Genomic DNA, 22,150 nt, shown 5'->3' on the forward strand with positions numbered 1-22,150 from the left:
TAATTAATTATTTTTTGTACTAGGTATTTCTAACTTTAACGTGGTAAATCACATTTGGTTTTGTTCCAACATGCTCCAATAAATGATACATTCTATCGTCAGCAGCTAATTTAGTTACTTCGGCTTCTTTATCATTTACATCTCCAAATTTCATTGCTCCAGTAGAACAAGCATTTGAACAGGCCGTTTGGAATTCTCCATCTACGATTACTCTTCCTTCTCTCTTTGCATTTAAAATTGTAGCTTGTGTCATTTGAATACACATAGAACATTTTTCCATAACACCACGAGAACGAACATTAACATCTGGATTTAATACCATACGTCCTAAATCGTCATTCATATGATAATCGAATTCACTGTTTTTGTTGTACAAGAACCAGTTAAAACGACGCACTTTATAAGGACAGTTGTTAGCACAGTAACGAGTACCAACACATCTGTTGTAAGCCATTTGATTTTGACCTTGACGACCATGTGAAGTTGCAGCAACTGGACAAACAGTCTCACAAGGAGCATGATTACAATGCTGACACATTACCGGTTGGAAAGAAACCTGAGGATTATCTCCCGCTTTCTCCATTTCATTAAATGTAGATAATGAACTTGATAATCCGGCGATATTTTCTTTTCTTTCGTTATCTCCTGCAAATGTACTTTCAGAAGAATAATATCTGTCGATACGCAACCAGTGCATATCACGACTTCTTCTAACCTCTGCTTTTCCAACAACTGGAACGTTGTTTTCAGCATGACAAGCAATTACACAAGCACCACATCCAGTACAAGCATTTAAATCAATAGAAAGATTAAAGTGATGACCTGTAGAACGGTCAAATGAATCCCATAAATCTACTGATGTAGCCGCCACTTCTTTGTGGTCTAAAGATACCATTGGTTGTTCGTTCCAAAATTCAGCATCTTTAGTATTGAATATCTCTAAAGTAGTTTCTTTAATAATATCACCTCTACCCATCAATGTTTTTTGACCTTGAACACAAGCAAATTCGTGTTCTCCATCCGCTTTAGCTAATGATACAGATTGCACATCGTTAAAGCCTTTATATAATGAGTAAGCATTTAAACCTACTTGCATTTCTTCTTTTAAGGCTGCTCTACGTCCATAACCCAAAGCTAAACCTACAGTTCCAACAGCTTGTCCTGGCTGAACAATTACTGGAACATTTTCTAATTTCAAACCATCAACCGTTGTAATAGTAGCATAACTACCATTCAAACCACCATTTGCAACAATCTCATTAGACAATCCTAATTTTTTAGCATCGGCATTCGAAACAGTAACATAATTATCCCAAGAAACTCTTGTGATTGGATCCGGTAACTCTTGTAACCAAGGGTTATTCGCTTGTTGTCCATCACCCAAACCTGTTTTAGTATACAATACTAATTCAAAAGCCTGTGCAGGTTTTGCTTGAGCCAATGCATTAGCGGCAGCAGAATAATCAGCTGAACCACCAGACACAGATGATACCACACCAACATAAACACCGTCATGCAACACTTTATTCCAAGTAGAACCCGAAACGATTGTTGAAGCATTTGCTTTTACAAAATCGTAGTAAGAACCAGTAAGTCCATTCAAAGACATTAAAATTTCTTGAAATTGCTTAGTGTTAAATAAAGGACGAATTGTTGGTTGAGTAATACTGTATGAACCTTTTGTTAAAGTTAAATCACCCCAAGACTCTAAATAATGTGGAGCAGGAGCTGCAATTGTAGAAAGTAAAGCAGTCTCATCCTCTTTCAAAGAGAAAGTAACAGATGTTTTTACTTTTTTAAGTGCTTCAACAAATATTTTACTATCTGCTAAAGTATAAACAGGGTTAACACCACTCATAATTAAAGTATGAACGCTTCCAGCTTTCATATCATTGATTAATTGAGCAACTTTTTCGTTAGAACCTTTTCTAATTTGTCTTGTTCCTGAAGTAGTGAAAGCTTCACTAGCCAAAACTTGATTGATAGCTAAAACTAATAACTGTGCATTCTTATCTTGAATCCCAGAAACCAAAACTCCTTTAGAACCTGCAGCTTTTAACTGTTGAGCCGCTTTAGTTACTTCAGCTTTTAATTTACTATCTAAATTTACTGTCGCAGATGAACCAGTAACGATATTATATATAAGTACTAATGCTTGTTTTTGATTTGCAGTTGACATTGCAAAACGTTTGTCAGCAGCAGCACCAGATAAAGTCATATTTGATTCTAACTGAAAATGGCGAGACATTTTCCCTGCTTTAGGTATTCTACCCTTAGCATAACCAGAATCATATCCTCCACCTTGCCAATCCCCAAGAAAATCAGCACCTACCGAAACGATAAGCGATGCTTTTGAAAAATCATAATCAACTAACGCTCTTTCTCCATAAACGCTTTCAAAAGCATCTAATGCTTCTGACGAAGAAACTGCATCGTAAACAACATGTTTAGCATTTGGATTTTTACCAATAAATTGAGCAATTAATTCTTCTGTAGAAGGACTTGCTAATGTATTAGTCAATAACACTATTTGACCGCCTTTTGCTTTAGCATCAGCAATACTAGATTTTAATGCAGAATCAACAGCGGACCAAGTTGAATTTTTACCTTCAATTTTCGGCTCTTTCAAACGCATACTATCATATAATGACAATATCGACGCATGAATTCTAGCATTAGCAGCAAATTTTGCTCCCGCAATAGTGTTGTTATCTATTTTAATAGGACGCCCTTCACGTGTCTTCACCAATAAATTAGCAAAATCGAAACCATCAAAAACAGAAGTTGCATAATAATCAGCTACTCCAGGGATGATTTGTTCTGGTTGTAGTACATAAGGTATTGACTTGTGTACCGGCCCTTCACAAGCTGCAAGCGTAGCTGCTGCAGTACTAAACCCAACGTACTTTAAAAAGTCACGACGTGATGTTGATGAAGATGACAAAGCATCATTATTTCCTAAAAATTCATCAGTAGGAATTTCTTCAACAAATTCGTTATTTTTAAGCGCCTCAACAATAGAACTATTTTCGTCTAGTTCTTCAACACTTTTCCAGTATTTTTTGTTTGATGACATATATAAATATTAAAATCTTAATAATTTGATTAATAGTGGCATTTACCACATTCTAAACCTCCCATTTGTGCTGCAGTCAATTTGTCTACACCGTATTTTTTAGAAAGTTCCTCATGAATTTTGGTATAATATTCATTGCCTTCCATCTTAACTTCCGTTTTTCTGTGACAATTAATACACCAACCCATTGTAAGAGGAGAAAACTGCTTCATCACTTCATAAGTCTGAACGGGACCATGACAAGTCTGACACTCAATACCCGCAACAGTTACGTGCTGTGAGTGATTAAAGTAAACGAAATCTGGTAGATTGTGAATACGAATCCATTTTACAGGTTCCGTTTTTCCAGTGTATTTTTGAGTAGATTGATCCCAACCCACTGCTTTATATAATTTTTGGATCTCACCATCATAAAAAGCTTTAGAATGATCTGGAGTTGCAGTCGTATCAGAAACCTCTGCAATGTTTTTATGACAATTCATACAAACATTTAAAGAAGGAATTCCAGAATGCTTACTAACTCTAGCAGAAGAGTGACAATACTTACAACTTATTCCGTTGCTACCAGCATGTATTCTGTGAGAATAGTGAATTGGCTGAATTGGCTCATAATCTTGATCAACCCCAACTTGCATCAAGAAACCATATACTAGATATGCTCCCGTCAACAGTAAAAATATTGAAGACACCAAAACTAAAAATTGATTTTTTGCGAATGCTCTCCAAATCGGCATAGTAGGCTCTTTTGGAGCAACCACTATTCCATTTGCTTTTGCTACTTTCGACAACACTTTATTCACTAAGAATAACATAACTACTAACATAGCCATAACCAATCCTAACGCACCTAGAATAACATTGTTTGATATAGCATTTTCTGGAGCAGCAGTACCAGGAACTCCAGCAGTTCCCGTAGGAGCAGCGGCAGCTTCCGCTTTTGGCTCTGAAGTATAAGCAATAATATTGTCTATATCAGCATTTGATAATTGAGGAAAAGCAGTCATGACAGACTTATTGTTTTCTTCAAATACTTTTACAGCGGCAGCATCACCTGATTTTATCATATCAGAGCTATTGTGAACCCACTTGTAAATCCAAGCCATTTCATGCTTTGCAGATATACCTCTCAACATAGGCCCTGTTGCTTTAGCATCCAATTTATGACATGCTGCGCAATTTGCATTAAAAAGTTCTTTTCCCTTTACAGGGTCACCACCTGACGCAGCAACAGCATCTGCTGGAGCTGGTGTTGCTGCTTCCGGAGCCGCAACTTGTGCAATTGATGTTAAGGAGAAAACTAAAGTAAGCCCTAAGCTTAAATATAATTTTCTTGTGATCGAATTATGGTTACCCACCTTTTTCATATAGTATAATGATTATCTACTAAAATTGGTACGGTTTTTTCTATTAATACTTTTAGAAAAAACTAATACATTCTTTAAAACTTGCACAAAAATACGACTTAAGAACTATTCACAAAACCTTAAAATAGTCTTAAATTCAATTTATATTAATTCTAAATAATATTTAATATTATGTTTCATTCTATAAATACTATTTTTGCATAAAAACAATCACATTATGAGAATTTTAGCTCCCAAACAAGTTATTTTTTACACTCTAAGTTTAATAATTACTTCATCCTGCATACATGCTCAAGACGCGAAAGTTAGAGTAAGTCAAGACCCTAAATTTGAGCAATTGCTGAATGAAAAGCGAAAATTAAATGTTTCAACCTCTGTGAATGACCGTTATAAAATTCAAATTTTTAGCGGGGACAGCGAAAATGCAAAAAAGACATTAAGAAGCTTTAAGCAAGAATTTAGTGATATTGATGGAACTATAGTATTTAACACACCTAATTATAAAGTTTGGGTTGGTAATTTTAAAACCCGCATTGAAGCGGAACGAAATTTGATTGACATTAGAAAGAAATATAAAAATGTACTCTTGATAAAACCTAGCAAATAATCTTGCAATACTACTTACTCCAGAAAAGCACTTTAATTATTAAAAAAAAGCAACTCATAAAGAGTTGCTTTTTTATTTTAATCCTCTTACAAACGATACGTTTCCGTTTTTAATTTAAGAAGGTACTCGACAAACTCGATCTTCAAAAAACTACGATAAATGAGAGAGGAAGGATTTTCTTTACAGCAATTTTTCATTTGCTTTTTGCTATTCCTGGCCGATCTTCTTTGCTGGCAAAACTTTGCTGTCGCAAATCATAAATCTACTATAGCGTTGTATCACCATGCCCAAACTATCTTGATCAGTTCAACACTGGCTCATTTTTCGTGATGCGCACACAACAATTACAACCAGTACTTTTCTTTTAAGATCTTAAAAAATCAATAACCCTATTGCAGCACATATCAATGGAATAAAAACTAGAGTAAACTGAAATAAACTTTCTAATGAAGTTTGACCTAAAGATTCTTTATCGTTTAGATATTTAGCACTAAAATACATGTTTCGGTTTAGTTTTCTTAAAATGATTTTGTCAAACTGTTTATAGAGAATCAAAAATAATATCGGACTAAGAGAAATGAGAATTTGAATTTTCTCGTTTTGTGAAAGAAGCATTTCATATTTCATCATCGATAAAATTAAAATCAATATTGATACAACAGAACTATAATTATAAAATTTTGTACTTCGTAAAATCTTATGTGACCTAGGATAGATAAAGGTGGGTATCCAAACAAAGAAAAAGATGATAAACAATATCAAATTTTCAGATTTCATTTTTTGTTTAGTTTATTTTAACTCATTGCTTCTAAAAAATAGAGAACACTGTTATGCAATATACTTTTTAAACTCTTATATTAAAACCAAACATAAGCAATTTCCATATAAAATTAAAACAGGCACTCTTAAAAGAAACTCTCATTAGTGATAACGATCTTTTATTCGCGTGAGGGATAGAAGCTAGCTACCCTGTAGCGCGGATAGCCCGACAGCAGCTAGAAAAAAGGGCAATGACCGGTAAGTTGCTAGCCCTTTTTTCTAGCTGGTGGCACGCCCAAATAAAACCCAAATAACTCTCACTCCTGACAACTGGGTTACCATGAAACAAAAAAAATCCCGATAGCTCGGGATTTTAATTTTTAATATATTGAAATTTTATTTCAATTTCTTTTTAACTGCTACTTCATGGTACGATTCAATAACATCTCTTTCTTCAATGTCATTGTATCCTTTTACTTGAATACCACAATCGTATCCTTTGGCAACATCTTTCACATCATCTTTGAAACGTTTCAGTGCAAGAAGTTCTCCTGTGAAAACAACAACACCTTCTCTAATGATTCTCATTTTGGCGTTTTTAACAATTTTACCATCCATAACCATACTTCCAGCAATAGAACCAACTTTAGAAATCTTAAATATCTCTCTAATTTCAGCAGTTCCCAGAATTTCTTCTTTCATTTCTGGAGCTAGCATTCCTTCCATTGCATCTTTCAAGTCATCGATAGCTGCATAAATAATAGAATAGTAACGGATATCAATTTCTTCTTTGTCTGCCAATTGTCTTGCATTTCCTGCAGGACGAACATTAAATCCGATAATGATCGCATCAGAAGCAGAAGCCAACATAACGTCAGTCTCTGTAATTGCTCCAACACCTTTATGGATAATATTAATTTGTATTTCTTCAGTAGATAATTTAGAGAACGAATCTGACAATGCTTCAACAGAACCATCCACATCTCCTTTAAGGATAATGTTCAATTCTTTAAACTGACCTAATGCAATTCTACGTCCAATTTCATCTAATGTAATATGTCTTTGTGTACGAACTGATTGTTCACGCATTAATTGAGAACGTTTAGATGCAATTTGTTTTGCTTCTTTTTCATCTTCAAAGATGTTGAACTTATCACCAGCAGTTGCTGCACCATCTAAACCAAGAACAGAAACCGGAGTCGAAGGACCTGCAACAGTAACAATATTCCCACGTTCATCATGCATGGCTTTAATTTTACCATGATGTTTACCAGCCAACATATAATCTCCAATTTTCAAAGTTCCGTTTTGAACTAATATAGTAGAAACATATCCTTTTCCTTTATCTAAGAAAGCCTCAACAACAGTTCCCGAAGCCGCTTTATTTGGATTTGATTTCAAATCTAAAAGTTCTGCCTCTAACAATACTTTTTCTAATAATTCTTTCACACCTGTTCCTACTTTGGCAGAAATATCATGTGATTGAATTTTTCCACCCCAGTCTTCAACAAGTAAATTCATACTTGCTAATCTTTCTTTTACTTTTTCAGGATTAGCATTTGGCTTATCAATTTTATTGATAGCAAATATGATAGGAACGCCAGCTGCCTGAGCATGACTAATTGCTTCTTTGGTTTGCGGCATGATGTCATCATCAGCTGCAATTACAATAATAGCAATATCTGTAACTTGAGCACCACGCGCACGCATCGCGGTAAACGCTTCGTGACCCGGTGTATCTAAGAATGCGATTTTTTGTCCGTTATCCAATGTTACTCCGTAGGCACCAATATGTTGTGTAATTCCTCCAGACTCTCCTGCGATTACGTTTTCTTTACGAATGTAATCCAGTAAAGATGTTTTACCGTGATCGACGTGACCCATTACAGTAACGATAGGTGCTCTAAAGACTAAATCTTCTTCTTTGTCAGCAACCACTTGAATCGCTTCTTCAATATCAACAGTAATAAACTCAACTTCGTAACCAAATTCATCAGCTACAATAGTCAATGTTTCTGCATCAAGACGTTGATTCATGGTAACCATGATTCCAAGTGACATACAAGTTCCAATAACTTTAGTAATTGGCACATCCATCATGATTGCAATTTCACCTACAGTAACAAACTCAGTAACTTTAATAGTTTTACTTCCTTCGTCAATAGCTCTTTGCTCATCATCAGATTTCTGACGGTGCGTATCTCTTTTGTCTCTTCTATATTTAGCTGCTTTAGATTTACCACCTTTTCCTTGTAGTTTTTCTAAAGTCTCTCTAATTTGATTTTTAACTTCCTCCTCTGTAGGCTCCACTTTTGCAACAATCGCAGGTCTGTTTCCTTTTACGAAACCAGGTCTTGCACTTCTGTTAGCATTGAAACCTCCACCACCTACATTAGGTGTAATCTTATTAGGATTAGGAGCACCAGGAACTCCCGGTGTTGCAGGCGGTCTTGGAGCACCCGGTTTAGGAGCAATCCTTTTTCGCTTGTTTTTATTTGCATTAGCTGCAGCCGAACCTGGAGCACCCGGTTTATTCGGAGTGATTTTAGGCTCTTCTTTTTTCTTTTTCGGTTTGTTGAATTGAGACAAATCAATTATTTGTCCCGTCAAAGTAGTCCCAGAAAGTTTCTGATATTGCGTTGTGATGGTTTCATCAACTGGCGCTTCATCCACTTTTTCAACTTTTGCAGGTTCCGAAACAACCTCTTTCACAGGTTCTTTCTTCACTTCTTTTATTCCAACAACAGGCTTAACTTCTTTTTTGTCTGAAACAGGTTTTTCTTGCAACGGTGCTTTTGGAGCAGGCGCTTTTTCAACAGCCTCCGTTACAACAGGTTTTTCTTCTGTAACTTTTACAACAGGAACTTCAATCTTCTCTACCGCTTTTGGAGTTGGTACCGTAACAGGTTTTTTTGGATTAAGATCTATTTTCCCAACTTGCACAGGTCCACTTATAACCGCTCTCGCTTTTATAACCTCTTGTTGTTTCAATCGTTCTTCATCCAGCTTACGCTTGTCTTCGATCTCTTTTTCTCGCTCCACACGTAAAGCTTCCTTTTCTTTTCTTTTCTCTTCCCCTACTTCTTTCGAAGCCTCTTTATTCCCTTTGTCACCAGCAAACTGACCGCACAAGACATTGTATACATCATCAGAAATTTTTGTGTTTGGATTTGCTTCAATAGCAATTCCCTTATCTTTTAGATAATCCACAGCTCTTTCTAAAGAAATATTCAATTCCCTTAAAACTTTGTTTATTCTAATAATTCTCTCTTCAGACATAAAACCTTTTTATTATTACCTTTTGTTGTGTTTCTTGACTGAACCCTAACTACTTATAGGGAAAATAAAATCAAGATTTATTTTTTAAAAGAATTCAAGATTAACTCTCGAATTCTTCTTTCAATATTCTCATTACTTCCTGAATTGTTTCCTCTTCAAGATCTGTTCTTCTTACTAAATCTTCTACATCTTGTTTCAAAATACTTTTTGCAGTATCTAAACCAATTTTTGCAAATTCTTCAATAACCCAGCTTTCAATTTCATCTGAAAACTCTGTTAATTCAACATCATCATCATCAGTGGCTGCACCAGCAACATCACCTTCTCTGATAACATCTAATTCATATCCAGTTAACAAACCAGCTAACTTTATGTTATGCCCACCTCTACCAATTGCTTTAGAAACTTCTTCCAGTTTTAAGAACACTTCTGCTCTTTTTGTTTCTTCATTAATTTTGATAGAAGAAACTTTAGCCGGACTTAACGCTCTAGTTATAAACAATTGAATATTACTGGTATAATTGATAACATCAATATTTTCATTTCCTAATTCACGAACAATACCGTGAATACGAGAACCTTTCATACCTACGCATGCTCCAACTGGGTCAATTCTGTCATCATAAGAATCTACGGCTACTTTTGCTTTTTCACCTGGAATTCTTACCACTTTTTTAACCATAATTAATCCGTCAAAAACTTCAGGAATTTCTTGTTCAAATAATTTTTCTAAAAACTTCTCTGAAGTTCTAGACATAATAATTTGAGGTTTATTCCCTTTCAATTCAACACTTTCAATTATACCACGAACATTATCTCCTTTACGGAAAAAGTCAGAAGGTATTTGTTTTTCTTTTGGCAAAATGATTTCATTTCCTTCATCATCAACCAAAATTACAACTCTTGGACGTACATGATGTACTTCCGCCGTATAAATATCTCCAATTAAATCTTTAAATTGCTTGTAAAGATTCGTATTATCGTGTTCGTGAATTTTTGAAATTAAGTTTTGGCGCAAAGCTAAAATAGCTCTTCTTCCCAAATCAATTAATTTTACCTCTTCAGAAACTTCTTCGCCAATTTCAAAATCCGCTTCAATTTTTCTTGCTTCAGTCAAAGTAATCTCTTCGTTTTCAAAATCTAGATCCTCGTCAGCAACGATTACTCTTCTTCTCCAAATTTCCATATCTCCTTTATCAGGATTTATAATAATATCGAAATTATCATCTGAACCGTATTTTTTCTTCAATGCATTTCTAAATACATCTTCCAAAATTGCCATAAGCGTTACACGATCAATAAGTTTATCATCTTTAAACTCTGAGAATGAATCGATTAATGCTAAATTTTCCATGCGAATTCTTTAATTAAAATGTTACTGTAACAATTGCTTCTTTTATATCTGCGTAAGGTAACTTAAGTTCTTTTTGAACCGTTTCTTTCCCTTTTCCTAACTTTTTCGGCTCTCTTGCTTTCCACGACAAAATTACAAAATCATCATTAGCTTCTACTAATTCTGCCTCAATAATTTCTGACCCAGTCTTAACAATCAATGTTCTACCAATATTCTTCTTGTACTGACGTACAAATTTCAGAGCCGAACCAACTCCTACTGAAGCTACTTCCAAAGAGAAATCTTGCTCTTCTCTATCGATATTATTGTCTATTGCACGACTAACGTCGATACAATCTTGCAGAACCACTCCATTATCACCGTCTAAGGTCACAATTACCTTAAAAGCATCCGTAATAATCAAGTCAACTAGAAAAACCGAAGGCTTCTCTAAAAGGGCTTCCGCCAGCACTGTATTTACTTTTTCTTTAAATGTCATATTTTTTATAAAAAGAGGGGACACTTAGTCCCCTCATTATCTAGATTTTAATAAATAACGGTGCAAATATAGTGTTTTTTTTTATAAAAATAAATAATCAATTACTGTTAAAATATTTCTTACCTTTATTAAGTCATAAAATAATAGTTTTTTTCCGATAATTTAAACCTTTTACTTATGAAACGAATTTTAGTACCAACTGATTTTTCCAAACACGCAGAAGATGCTTTAAAGCTAGCAGCCCAAATCGCAAAAAAAACCAAGTGTGAAATTTTCTTATTGCACATGCTGGAATTACCCGGTCAAATGAGCGATGCAATTTCAGGCGGAAGTGGAATCCCTGAGGTAATGCTGTTTATCAAAAAAGCAAACGAAACGCTGCAAAAAATCAAGGAAAGCACATTATTGAACGGAATTTCGGTAACTGAAACGGTTCAATTTGAAAGAGCTTCACAGGGTATATTATCATTCAGCAAAAAAAATAAAATTGACTTAATCATTATGGGTTCTCATGGATCTTCAGGAATTGAAGAAATACTTATTGGCTCTAATACGGAGAAAGTAGTACGACTTTCCGACATTCCTGTTCTGGTTATAAAAAAAGACCCCGGAAAATTTGAACCTAAAAATTTCGTTTTCGCTTCTGATTTTTCACAAGAAATAAAAAAACCATTTAAAAAAATGGTTGAATTCACCGAAATTTTTGATGCAAATCTTTTTTTAGTAATGATATGCACGCCTAACAGCTTCAAAACTACTCTCGCTGCAGAAAAAATAATGAATGATTTTGCTAAGGATTTTGATGTAAAAAACTACTCCATGCACATTTTCAACGATTCCAACATTGAAAACGGAATACTCAATTTTGCAAATTCTATCAATGCTGATTTAATTGGACTTTGCACCCATGGAAGAACTGGATTGGCGCATTTTTTCAACGGAAGTATTAGTGAAGATCTGGTTAATCATACAGTCAAACCCGTAATCACCTTCAAAATTTAGTTTTTTTTTCAAAAAAGGAAAAACCTAAAATACCTATACAATAAAAAAGCCTCTCAAAAAACGAGAGGCTTTACTGCAAGTATAAAATATAAAATGACCAAACACCATTCCCAATGGGAAGTGCGTAAAAATGGTAGCACAGAGGGAAGCGATTAGCAATTCTTAAATGGATTTTGCTTCCTTTCTAAAATGTTGCTCCTGCTGCACCTTTTATTTCTTCCGCTCTTTCACGCAGTATTTTTGCTTCGCTGGTTTTTCTTTTTCTTAAAACACCGTTGAACCTGACTTCTTCCCATCGCAACCTTGAAAACCTTACTTTCCCGAAATGATGCTGTATTACATAAATCATCATCCCGATAGATGCGATACAAATAAGACCATATATTTTTTTGTTAGCGGCTAAAATGGCATTGAGCTGTATATTTTTGTAGCCGGATAATGCAACTTGCGATGACATCAAATTACCGTCCAGATAAACGGCAAGATTATTCACACTCTCCCACTGAAACTGATACTGCAGCCAGGAGAAAAAGGAGGAAAATACAGCAGTGGCCACAAAACTCCGGAACACCAGAACAAGTCCAATCGCCTGAAGCATTGGTTCCATTTCAAGTTTGTCGAGGATATAAAACCAAACCGCGATATATATTGCACTTAATCCGTAACCTTTAAGAAACATGGGTAGAAGCCAACTTTCATAATTAAGTTCAGTAACCATCATGAAATACATTATCACTGAATTTAGAAAAAAAGCCGCAAAACCGGAGAAGATGAACATCTTTATCGGCCATTCATTTTTAAACCAAAAATAGGCAACCACTCCTGCTAGAATCACACCCGGAATCATCATAAGGTTCAGCGATGCATTGGTCACCATATCATATCCCAAAATTCCGACCGTAAAGGTATTCTGCAAAGAACTTGATCCCAGGAAAACCCCCATAAAAAGCAACATAATTAAACCGCTCCGTACATTACTTTTAGTAAAAATACCGAAGGAAATGTAACTCCTCTTCAACTGCAACTGTCGCAAAGTAAGTAGCACAAAACTAATCAAAGAACCCCAAAAGGAAATGCGGATGTTTCGGGCATCAAACCAATTCAGCGTCTTTCCAAAAGACAGAAAATAGGACATAAAAAGAAAGGTGCCAGCAAAAAAAACGATGCTCACCCAGTCAATTTGGAACAAGGGCATTTTGCGCGCGAAACGTTGATTATGCTGGAATAGCAATGAAATCATGATCAACAACAAACAGAGCCCCGCCGTAAGTAGATGCGGATATTGCCATGTCGTTTGGTAGGCCAGATTTGCGAAATAATATCCCGAAATATTTCCGGTAACAATTGAAAAAGGATAAAAGATGGAATAAAATTTTCCTCTTTTCCCGTCAGGAGTTAAAATAAACATCAGCGGCAAGATGAATTCCATCAACATCAACATCTTGAAAAATCCCATCAGGAATGAACTGGCGATAATGAGTTCCGGGGAATTAGTGGTGCCAATAACAAAAGAAAGCAGCGCGGTTACAGCAAGTGAAAATACCATAATCTCTTTGGAGCGGAATCTCAACTTCGCCCTTAAAATTAGGGGTATTGAGGCTCCCATTCCGATAAATGTAGCAAAATTGGCCATAATCAGGTATTCCTGCATGGTTCCTAAATCGCCTACCATCATACCGATGTTCCCTGCGTTTACAGGATTCATGGATAAAATAAAAAAAGTAAATACCACAATGAGTAAAAGCTGCACCGGCTTAGGCACCCAGCTTTTGTAAAGCCCTTGATTGTAATCAGCCATTATTACGGTTTATTTAAAGTCACATTTACATTCATACCGGCACGGAGCTGGTTCAGATCTTCCTCTTTATTTTCTGAGGTGAATTCAATCCTTACAGGGATTCTTTGCTGTACTTTCACAAAGTTTCCTGTTGAATTATCAACGGGAACATTCGAATATTTTGACCCTGTGGCGGCAGAGATAGCAGTTACCTCACCTACTAATTTTTTTCCGCCTAAAGCGTCTACTGTCACATTCAACTTTTCACCAATTTTCACACGGTGCATCTGGCTCTCCAGAAAGTTAGCAGTAATCCACTTTTGACCATTCAATACAATGGTACCCAATTGCTGACCGGCTTGCAGCAGTTGCCCTTCATTAATCAGCCTTCTGCCCATGATTCCGTCATAGGGAGCGGTAATCACCGTGTAAGAAACATTAATTTTAGCCATATCTAGCATGGCTGCTGTTCTCTTAATTTCGGCATCGTTTACGCCGAGTCGGCTTCTGGTCTCACCGGTAGCGAGACTCGCTGTGTTTTTTTGACTAACTAGGGTTTGATACATAGCTTTGGTTGCATCATACTCCGTTTTTACCTGGTCGTATTGTTGTCTGGTCACGGCTTCAGAAGCCAAAAGGTTTTTGTAGCGGTTCATATTCTGTTCAGCATTCCATAGTCTTGCTTTCGCACCCGCTATGTTAGCATTGGCTACATTTATGTTATTCGAAACCGTATTGACAGCCGAAGAGGTAACGTTTCTGGAGGCTAGCGCATTTTGATACGCCGCTTCTGCTTGTGCCAACTGGGTTAGGAGTTCGCGTTCATCCAGAATCACCAATGTGTCCCCTTTTTTTACCGCCTCATGTTCTTTGTATTTAATCTCTTTAATATAACCGGGAACTCTTGTGTTCACCGGATTAATAAATTCTTCTACTTGCGCGGAATTGGTGAAATTATCGTCGTTCAAATGAAAATAATGCGTGACAAGCCAGTAAAATCCGACAACCGCAATCGCAAAAACGATTAAGTTGATGACCGTTGTTTTAACGGTACTGCTTTTTTTCTTAAGTTTTTTAGGAGCCACCGTCTCTTTTGCTTCAACCATTTGTCCTGAAACTTTTGCTTCGGCTTCAGGCGGAATTGCATTTGCTTTATCTGGAGTTTGTTCTGACATATCTGTATGTTTTAGTTTTATAAAGTTCCTGTTGTTTTCATTAAATTGTAATACTGATAGTGAACGTTAATCTCACTGTTTGCAGATAGTAATTCAGCTTCCAGTTTAGCGTTCGTTGCATCGGTCATGTCGGCCTGCAACGCGAGTTGGTTGAGATATTTAGCTTCGACGATTTTATAGTTTTCGTTGGCAAGCGCTTCACTTTCCTTATAAAGTTGAGCTTGTTTCACCGCTTCCTGCCATTTCAGGTAAGCGGCGTTAGTCTGTACATCAAGTTGCTGTAGCTGCAAATCCAGCACGTTGTTGGCCTGATTGAGCTGAAACTTACCTAACTTTACCTTCTCTTTGGTTTTATAAAGATTGTCAATGCTGTAGCTTATAGAAAGTCCGCTCTGCCAGGAATTGGTGTAAAAATCCTTAGCTGGCATTGTAGCCGTAATCGGTCTTGCCATATTGTATCCTCCGAATGCCGCAATGGTGGGCATTCTGTCCGTTTTAATGATTTCAATGTTTTTACCGGCTATCTTGATTCCGGTTTGGGCAGATTTCAAAACGGGGTGATTTTGATGAGCCAGTTCAAGATAATACTTCAGATTCTGAGCTTCCGGGATATCGCTGAACGAATCGGTAGGTTCAATAAGGATATCCGTTGAGATTCCGATGGCGGTTGTTAACTGATAGTTTATGCTTGCACGGTTGTTATCCAGAACCAAGATTCCCTGTTGAAGATTCTTCAGTAAAAGTTCCCCACGGATGATTTCATTTCTGGTCACCATACCTTGTTTGTAAAATTTCTTTACGTTTTCAAGACGTTCTGTAGCCAGTTTCTGGTTATTAAGGAATACATTTTTTTGGTTGATGATTTTGTAGATATCCAGATAATTCGAAGTGACCAGAAACTTTATATTTTGTTGATCCTTCTCTAAATCCAGTTCAGCGAGCTGTTCTCTAAGTTCCGATATTTCTATGGATTTTTTTACAATCCCACCTTTAAAGATCAGTTCCGATGCCTGAACGCCATAGGTATTTCCAAAATGAGGCATACTTAAAGTCGCCACTTTCGTGAAGTCTTTGTCAAGAATTAGAGCATCACCAAGATAAAATGCATTGGCCGAGGCATTGATTGTGGGCAGTTTCTGGAGTTCGATAATTCTTGTCTGCTGCTTTGTAATCTGTATGTTTTCCTTTGACAGTTTCAGCTGTGTGTGATTTTCTAAAGCCGTTTGCACCACTTCATCAAGTGACATTTTACGTTCCGAAGTTTGAGCGTTGGCAGTGAAAATAAACAGACTCAGCAATAAAAGAGTCATTCTGTATTTCAGTTTCATATTTTCCGTTGTTTTGAATAAGCAAAGATACAAAGTATTCTATCCCATAAGAAATGACCGAAACAATGAATAAAATGTTCAAAAGTAAGATTTAATTTTTGAAACGCTTGCGGTAAACGTGTGGGCTTTCGCCGGAATGCTTCTTGAAAAAATGACCAAAGGAGTATTGGTCACTAAACTTAAGATCCATCGAAATCTCATATATCGATTTGTCAGTGGAAGAAAGCTGCGCTTTTGCTTCCTTCATAACAAAAGCAGCAATAACCTGTCCTGCGGTATTACCTGTAACTTCTTTTAATACAGCTGAAAGATGTCTGGAAGTAATAAACTGTTGTTCGGCATAAAAGGTAACCTCCTTCTCTTCCAGAAAATGTTCGCCTACCTTTTTAAGGAAATGAAGGACGAGTTCGTGTTTTCTTGAAATTTTTTCCTTTGAAAAATCTGAATTTTTAGAAACGGTATCTCCGAACTGATACACTAAAGAGGAAAACAGATGTCGGATGATTTCGTCATGATGGGTGGTAAAGTCTTCACTCTCCAAAATGTTTTTCAGAAGGTCTACATTTTTCCAGATTTTTTCGAACTGCGGAGTTCCTAACTGAAAATGGCATACCAGTTCATTTCGGAAGTAAACATAGGCATTAAGACGGTTGATCTTCAGTGGAAGCTTTTCTGTAAATTCTTTGTCAAAAGCTACCAGAAATATTTCCAGATCGTCACTAATTTCGAGGATTTCATAAACCTTACGCGAATCTATCAGTGCCACATAATTTTCAGCGAGTTCAATGCTGTTCAAGTTTTCGGTAAAATTTAGTTTCCCTTTCTTCAGAATTAAAAATGCGGGATTCTTTGGGTGATACGGGTGATTGATTTCGATAAAATCAAAAATATTGTGAGCATCAAAAATCTGGATGGGTTTTTCCAAAGTTACATTTTAAGCAAAGTTAACTAAAGAAACATCTACATACTCACAAGAGTGATTAAAAGAGTTTGAAATTTTAATATTTTCAAAATATTGATGCTGAAAAGTACATTTCTCCTTTTCATGACTTTACAGCATATTACTCTTAGGAAAGTTAATTTGAAATCGCTTTTCTACCGCTGAGGGAATGGGCTAACTCTTCTTTGGGGTTTTTAATAGACACTGAAGAAATACATCACTATAAGCACTTACTACGTGATTTTTTACGCCCTAAAAAATAAAACCCCGTAAACGTTAATGTTTACGGGGTTCTTCAAAAATACCAGTTGGTCTACAAGGACTCGAACCTTGAACGACTGCACCAAAAACAGTTGTGTTACCATTACACCATAGACCAATTCCATTGCTGTTAAGCGAGTGCAAATTTAATACAAATTTTAAGCTACACAAATTTTTTAATGCGTTTTTTTTAAAAAATTTTCATTCTCTTCGACTCCTATCGAATATTATTTTCAAAATAGCTAAAAACCAATTGATTACCAAAGTTCATTTTTTTTTTGAAAATTTTGTTAATGCTCGCATCATTCGACAAAAAAACATTTTCTTTGTATCTCAAAAAATTTAACTAAATTTTAGTCTGAAATATGGTAACATTCAATTTCAATAAATGGAATACGATTATAGGTTGGCTTACATTTGCAATAGCATTAGTAACATATACGATTACTGTTGAACCCACAATGAGTTTTTGGGATTGTGGAGAATATATTGCAACCGCCGCTAAACTAGAGGTAGGACATCCACCCGGAGCTCCTTTATTCCAGATGATTGGAGCCTTTTTTGCGATGTTTGCCACAGATGACAAACATATTGCATTAATGGTCAACATGATGTCCGTTTTTTCAAGTGCCTTTACAATCTTATTCATGTATTGGTCTTCTACAATGCTATTGAAAAAATTAATTTCTCGATTTTCTGACATAAACAAAGACAACGCAATAGTTATTCTTGGAAGTTCATTTGTAGGAGCGTTAGCCTATACCTTCTCCGATAGTTTTTGGTTCAACGCCGTAGAGGCCGAAGTTTATGCCATGGCTTCTCTATTTATTTCCTTACTTTTTTGGTTGGGATTGCGTTGGGAACAAGACATGGACACGCCAAGAGGAAATAAATGGTTACTGATCATTTCTTTAGTTGTTGGACTTTCGTTCGGAGTTCATTTCATGGCTTTATTGACCATCCCAGCTATTGGTTTTCTTTATTTTTTCAAACATTATAAAGTTGTTACTGTCAAAAATTTTATAATTGCCAATGTTTTCGTTATTGCCATCTTATTATTTATCTTCAAGTTATTGCTGCCATTGACCATGGCTTTCTTTGCAAAGACAGAAGTTTTCATGGTGAATGAACTAGGAATGCCATTTAATTCCGGAAGTATTTTTGTTGCATTACTATTTATCGCTTTCTTTTACTTTGGTTTAAAATACACCAAACAAAAAGGTTTAATATTTTATAACACTATCATTCTTTGTATTTTGTTTATTTTAATTGGATTCTCCACTTGGATGATGTTACCAATTAGAGCAAATGCTAATACGGTAATTAACGAAAACAAACCATCAGATGCAGCGGAAGTTCTGGCGTATTACAACAGAGAACAATATGGTGTAAATCCTTTGTTTTACGGACCTCAATACACAGAAACCTTTACTGGCTTAGACAAAGAAAATCCTTACTTAGACAAAGCGACTAACTACGAAAGAGATTTAAAAACCGGTAAATATATTATTACAAATAATTTTAAAAATGCCGAACAAAATAGTGACGACCACCAAAAAACTATTTTGCCTAGAATGTGGAGTACGGAGCATGTAGCAAATTACATGAATTTCTCAAACCCTCCGGCATTCAAAATCAATCCGGATTATCCTTATGAGGATGATTTGGCAAAATACGGTATTGATCCAAGCAAATTAACTGAAGAGGAATACAACAAAGCCATCGCACAGTTGAAAAACGAGGTTGAAAAAACGATAAATGAGTTTAGACAAGCCTACGCTCAAAAGCAAATTGACAATGATGGTTATGTTTCTTTCTTGAAAAGTTACGGAGATTATTTGATTATTGAAAAACCAACAACTGTTGATAATTTAAGTTTCATGTTCGAATATCAATTTGGATACATGTACTGGAGATATTTAATGTGGAATTTTGTTGGACGTCAAAGTGATGTGCAAGGAAAATACGATAATTTAGACGGAAATTGGATTAGCGGAATTAAATTTATTGATAATTTACATGTTGGTTCTCAAGATAATCTCCCATCAGATGTACTAAATAATAAAGGTCGAAATGTATATTTCTTTTTACCATTTATACTTGGACTAATCGGTTTGATGTATCATGCCAATAAAGATTTAAAGAGCTTTTATGTCTTACTCGCGCTATTTTTATTTACAGGAATTGCATTAAAAATTTACCTAAACGAAAGACCTTTCGAACCTCGCGAAAGAGATTATGCCTTAGTCGGCTCTTTCTATGTATTTGCCATATGGATAGGATTTGGTGTCTACGCACTCTACGAAAGTGCCCAGAAATATTTAGCACCAAAAATTGCCGGTCCATTACTTATTGCTGCGAGTTTATTAGCAGCTCCGGTTCTAATGGCTTCACAAAACTGGGATGACCATGACCGCTCTGGCAAATATACCGCTGTAGCTATGGCAAAAGCCTATTTGACCTCTTGCGATAAGGATGCCATATTATTCACTATTGGTGACAATGACACCTTCCCATTATGGTATGCCCAAGAAATAGAAAAGGTAAGAACAGACGTTAAAATCGTAAACACGAGTCTTTTCATGACCGATTGGTATATCGATCAAATGAAAACTAAAACGTACGAATCTGACCCTTTACCTATTTCATTTACACACGACCAATATGTAGGAGACAAACTGGATTATGTAGCTCATATTCCAAAAGTGGAAAGCCGATGGGAAATAAAAGATTTTATAGATTTTATCAAAAATCCAAAATCTACTGTTGAAATGCAGAATGGGCAGACGATACATTTTTATCCAACAAATAAAATTAGAATTCCTGTTGACAAAAATATGATCATCAATAATAAAGTTGTTTCGGCCAAATACAATGACTCTATCGTTCCTTACATCGATATTGACATCAAAGGAAATGCATTGTATAAAAACAGGCTAATGATGCTTGATATCGTTGCCAATAACAATTGGAAAAGACCTATTTATTTCAGCGGTGGAGCATTTGATAATGAAGATTATATCTGGATGAAAGAATATCTTCAACTAGACGGAATGGTTTATAAATTAGTACCAATTAGAACTAAGCTTAAAAAAGACGATGGACAAATGGACATGGGTCAAATTGATTCGGATAAAATGTACGCCAATGTTATGAAATGGGATTGGGGAAATAGTGACAGCCCAAAAATATATCATGATCCTGAAACCAGAAGAAACAGTATCACTTATAGAATGAATCTTGCCCGGTTGATGGATCAATTAATCGCCGAAGGAAAGAAAGACAAAGCTAAAAACATCATCGATTTAGCCATGACCAAAATGCCTTTGGATAGATTTGGATATTATTCACTGGTTGAGCCATTTGCTAAAGGGTATTATGCGATTGGTGAAAAAGTAAAAGCGCAAGAACTTCTAAATAAGTTGACGTCTAAATACAAAGAGAATCTTAATTACTACGGTAACTTGAGCGCTTCAGATCAAACAAGTATTGCAATTGACATTATAACCGATATCGAACGCTATCGAGGCTTACTGCAAGTAATGAAAGAAAGTGGAGACACCGTATTTTACAATCAGAACAGAACCTCTTTTAATACCTATATTAAAATGTTCGAACGTTTTGGTCGTGAGAAAGAATGACATTAATGAGAAAATCAGATAATTAGAAAATGTAGCGATATTGAAAAATGTCGCTATTTTTTTTTACCTTTAAAATAAAAAAAATGAGGCTTTATTGGATAAAAACAAATTCATTAATAAAAAAAATATTCTCGAAATACATTTGGGACATACCCAATACTGAAAATAAAATATACCTAACGTTTGACGATGGCCCCATACCCGAAATTACCGAATGGGTTTTAGAAGAATTAAAAAAAAACAATATTAAAGCAACGTTTTTCTGCATTGGGGATAACATTGTCAAACATCCCGAAATATTCAAAAAGGTAATTGGTGAGGGACACGCTATTGGAAATCACACTTTCAATCATTTGAACGGCTGGAAAACAACAACTGAAACGTATTTAGCAAATTTTGAACGATGTGAGGAAACTATTCAAAAATTTGAAATCAGCAATCTGACTTCAAAAATCTTTCGTCCCCCATATGGCAAGATAAAAAGATCACAAGCGAAAGCAATACGCCAATCAGGCTATAAAATAATAATGTGGGATGTTCTCAGCGTAGATTTTGATTCTAATTTATCAAGAGAAAAATGCTTGCAAAATGTTCTTTCTAATATAGAATCGGGAAGCATCATCGTTTTTCATGACAGCATAAAAGCTTTCAAGAACCTTGAATATGTATTACCCAAAACCTTAATATACTTAAAAGAAAATAATTTTGTCTGTGAAGTTATAAAATAGCAGTAACAAAGAACTACAACTGCTCTTGAACAAGATTAATTATAGTATTAGCATCTAACTCCCCAGATTGTCTCCAGATCATCAAACCCTCTTTATAAATCATCAACGTAGGAAGTCCTTTTATTCGTAAAGCTTCGGCTAATTCCTGATTTTTATCCACATCAATTTTTATGACTTTTGCTTTATCGCCAAGAGCGGCCGCTACATCTCTGATTACAGGATGCATCGAAACTGATGATTCATTCCAATCCGTATAAAAGTCAATCAACACAGGTATTTGTGCGTTTATAAGTTCTCCAAATTTTGACATAAAACCAAAAATTTAATTTTCTAAATTTACTAAAAAGAGATAATTATTATACAAATGTAACATTTTTAACG

Annotated in this window: 14 protein-coding genes and 1 tRNA gene; 4 read left to right on the forward strand and 11 right to left on the reverse strand. The window is 35.5% G+C overall.

Translation table 11 applies throughout. The annotated features are described in order from the left end of the window. Positions 1-19 precede the first annotated feature (19 nt). Both BUC23_RS01820 and BUC23_RS01825 read right to left on the reverse strand, forming a co-directional pair. On the reverse strand, positions 20-3,076 hold the full coding sequence (locus tag BUC23_RS01820) for a TAT-variant-translocated molybdopterin oxidoreductase (protein ID WP_073204461.1): 3,057 nt from the start codon (positions 3,074-3,076) through the stop codon (positions 20-22). A gap of 29 nt (positions 3,077-3,105) precedes the next feature. Continuing rightward, positions 3,106-4,440 carry a c-type cytochrome gene (locus BUC23_RS01825; RefSeq protein WP_073204464.1) on the reverse strand — a complete coding sequence of 445 codons (1,335 nt, stop codon included), beginning with the start codon at positions 4,438-4,440 and terminating at the stop codon, positions 3,106-3,108. Positions 4,441-4,657: 217 nt separating this feature from the next. Between BUC23_RS01825 and BUC23_RS01830 the strand changes: the two genes are divergently transcribed. Beyond that, positions 4,658-5,047, forward strand: coding sequence for an SPOR domain-containing protein (locus BUC23_RS01830; RefSeq protein WP_073204469.1), 390 nt, complete (start codon positions 4,658-4,660; stop codon positions 5,045-5,047). 1,155 nt (positions 5,048-6,202) lie between these two features. Here the strand turns inward: BUC23_RS01830 and infB are convergent. The 3 genes from infB to rimP all read right to left on the reverse strand — a co-directional run bounded on the left by infB (position 6,203) and on the right by rimP (position 10,917). Beyond that, a complete protein-coding gene (infB, locus tag BUC23_RS01840) occupies positions 6,203-9,085 on the reverse strand; it encodes a translation initiation factor IF-2 (protein WP_073204476.1) in 2,883 nt (960 codons plus the stop codon). Between the two features lie 100 nt (positions 9,086-9,185). Beyond that, positions 9,186-10,439, reverse strand: a complete 1,254-nt coding sequence (gene nusA / locus BUC23_RS01845; RefSeq protein ID WP_073204480.1) for a transcription termination factor NusA — start codon at positions 10,437-10,439, stop codon at positions 9,186-9,188. A 13-nt stretch (positions 10,440-10,452) separates the two neighbouring features. Next, complete coding sequence (gene rimP / locus BUC23_RS01850; RefSeq protein WP_073204483.1) at positions 10,453-10,917, reverse strand: ribosome assembly cofactor RimP; 465 nt, start codon at positions 10,915-10,917, stop codon at positions 10,453-10,455. A 177-nt stretch (positions 10,918-11,094) separates the two neighbouring features. Between rimP and BUC23_RS01855 the strand changes: the two genes are divergently transcribed. Next, a complete protein-coding gene (locus tag BUC23_RS01855; protein WP_073204487.1) occupies positions 11,095-11,919 on the forward strand; it encodes a universal stress protein in 825 nt (274 codons plus the stop codon). A 184-nt stretch (positions 11,920-12,103) separates the two neighbouring features. On the opposite strand, the gene BUC23_RS01860 is transcribed toward BUC23_RS01855, so the two are convergent. The 5 genes from BUC23_RS01860 to BUC23_RS01880 all read right to left on the reverse strand — a co-directional run bounded on the left by BUC23_RS01860 (position 12,104) and on the right by BUC23_RS01880 (position 17,518). After that, entirely contained in the window at positions 12,104-13,717 is a 1,614-nt protein-coding gene (locus BUC23_RS01860; protein WP_073204490.1) for an MFS transporter, read from the reverse strand. Between the two features lie 2 nt (positions 13,718-13,719). Next, positions 13,720-14,871, reverse strand: coding sequence for an HlyD family secretion protein (locus BUC23_RS01865; RefSeq protein WP_073204492.1), 1,152 nt, complete (start codon positions 14,869-14,871; stop codon positions 13,720-13,722). Between the two features lie 17 nt (positions 14,872-14,888). Further along, a complete protein-coding gene (locus BUC23_RS01870) occupies positions 14,889-16,199 on the reverse strand; it encodes a TolC family protein (protein WP_073204497.1) in 1,311 nt (436 codons plus the stop codon). Between the two features lie 91 nt (positions 16,200-16,290). Continuing rightward, positions 16,291-17,124 (reverse strand): helix-turn-helix domain-containing protein, encoded by an 834-nt coding sequence (locus tag BUC23_RS01875; protein ID WP_073204502.1) that lies wholly within the window; start codon positions 17,122-17,124, stop codon positions 16,291-16,293. A 323-nt stretch (positions 17,125-17,447) separates the two neighbouring features. Next, a tRNA-Gln gene (locus BUC23_RS01880) sits at positions 17,448-17,518 on the reverse strand. 247 nt (positions 17,519-17,765) lie between these two features. Between BUC23_RS01880 and BUC23_RS01885 the strand changes: the two genes are divergently transcribed. After that, complete coding sequence (locus tag BUC23_RS01885) at positions 17,766-21,041, forward strand: glycosyltransferase family 117 protein (RefSeq protein WP_073204507.1); 3,276 nt, start codon at positions 17,766-17,768, stop codon at positions 21,039-21,041. An 83-nt stretch (positions 21,042-21,124) separates the two neighbouring features. Continuing rightward, positions 21,125-21,769: a polysaccharide deacetylase family protein gene (locus tag BUC23_RS01890; protein WP_073204818.1), complete on the forward strand. Its 645-nt coding sequence runs from the start codon at positions 21,125-21,127 to the stop codon at positions 21,767-21,769. 13 nt (positions 21,770-21,782) lie between these two features. Here the strand turns inward: BUC23_RS01890 and BUC23_RS01895 are convergent, their stop codons facing one another. Then, positions 21,783-22,079, reverse strand: a complete 297-nt coding sequence (locus BUC23_RS01895; protein ID WP_073204514.1) for a thioredoxin family protein — start codon at positions 22,077-22,079, stop codon at positions 21,783-21,785. Positions 22,080-22,150 lie beyond the last annotated feature (71 nt).

It is taken from the genome of Flavobacterium xinjiangense (assembly GCF_900142885.1).
Lineage (GTDB): Bacteria > Bacteroidota > Bacteroidia > Flavobacteriales > Flavobacteriaceae > Flavobacterium > Flavobacterium xinjiangense.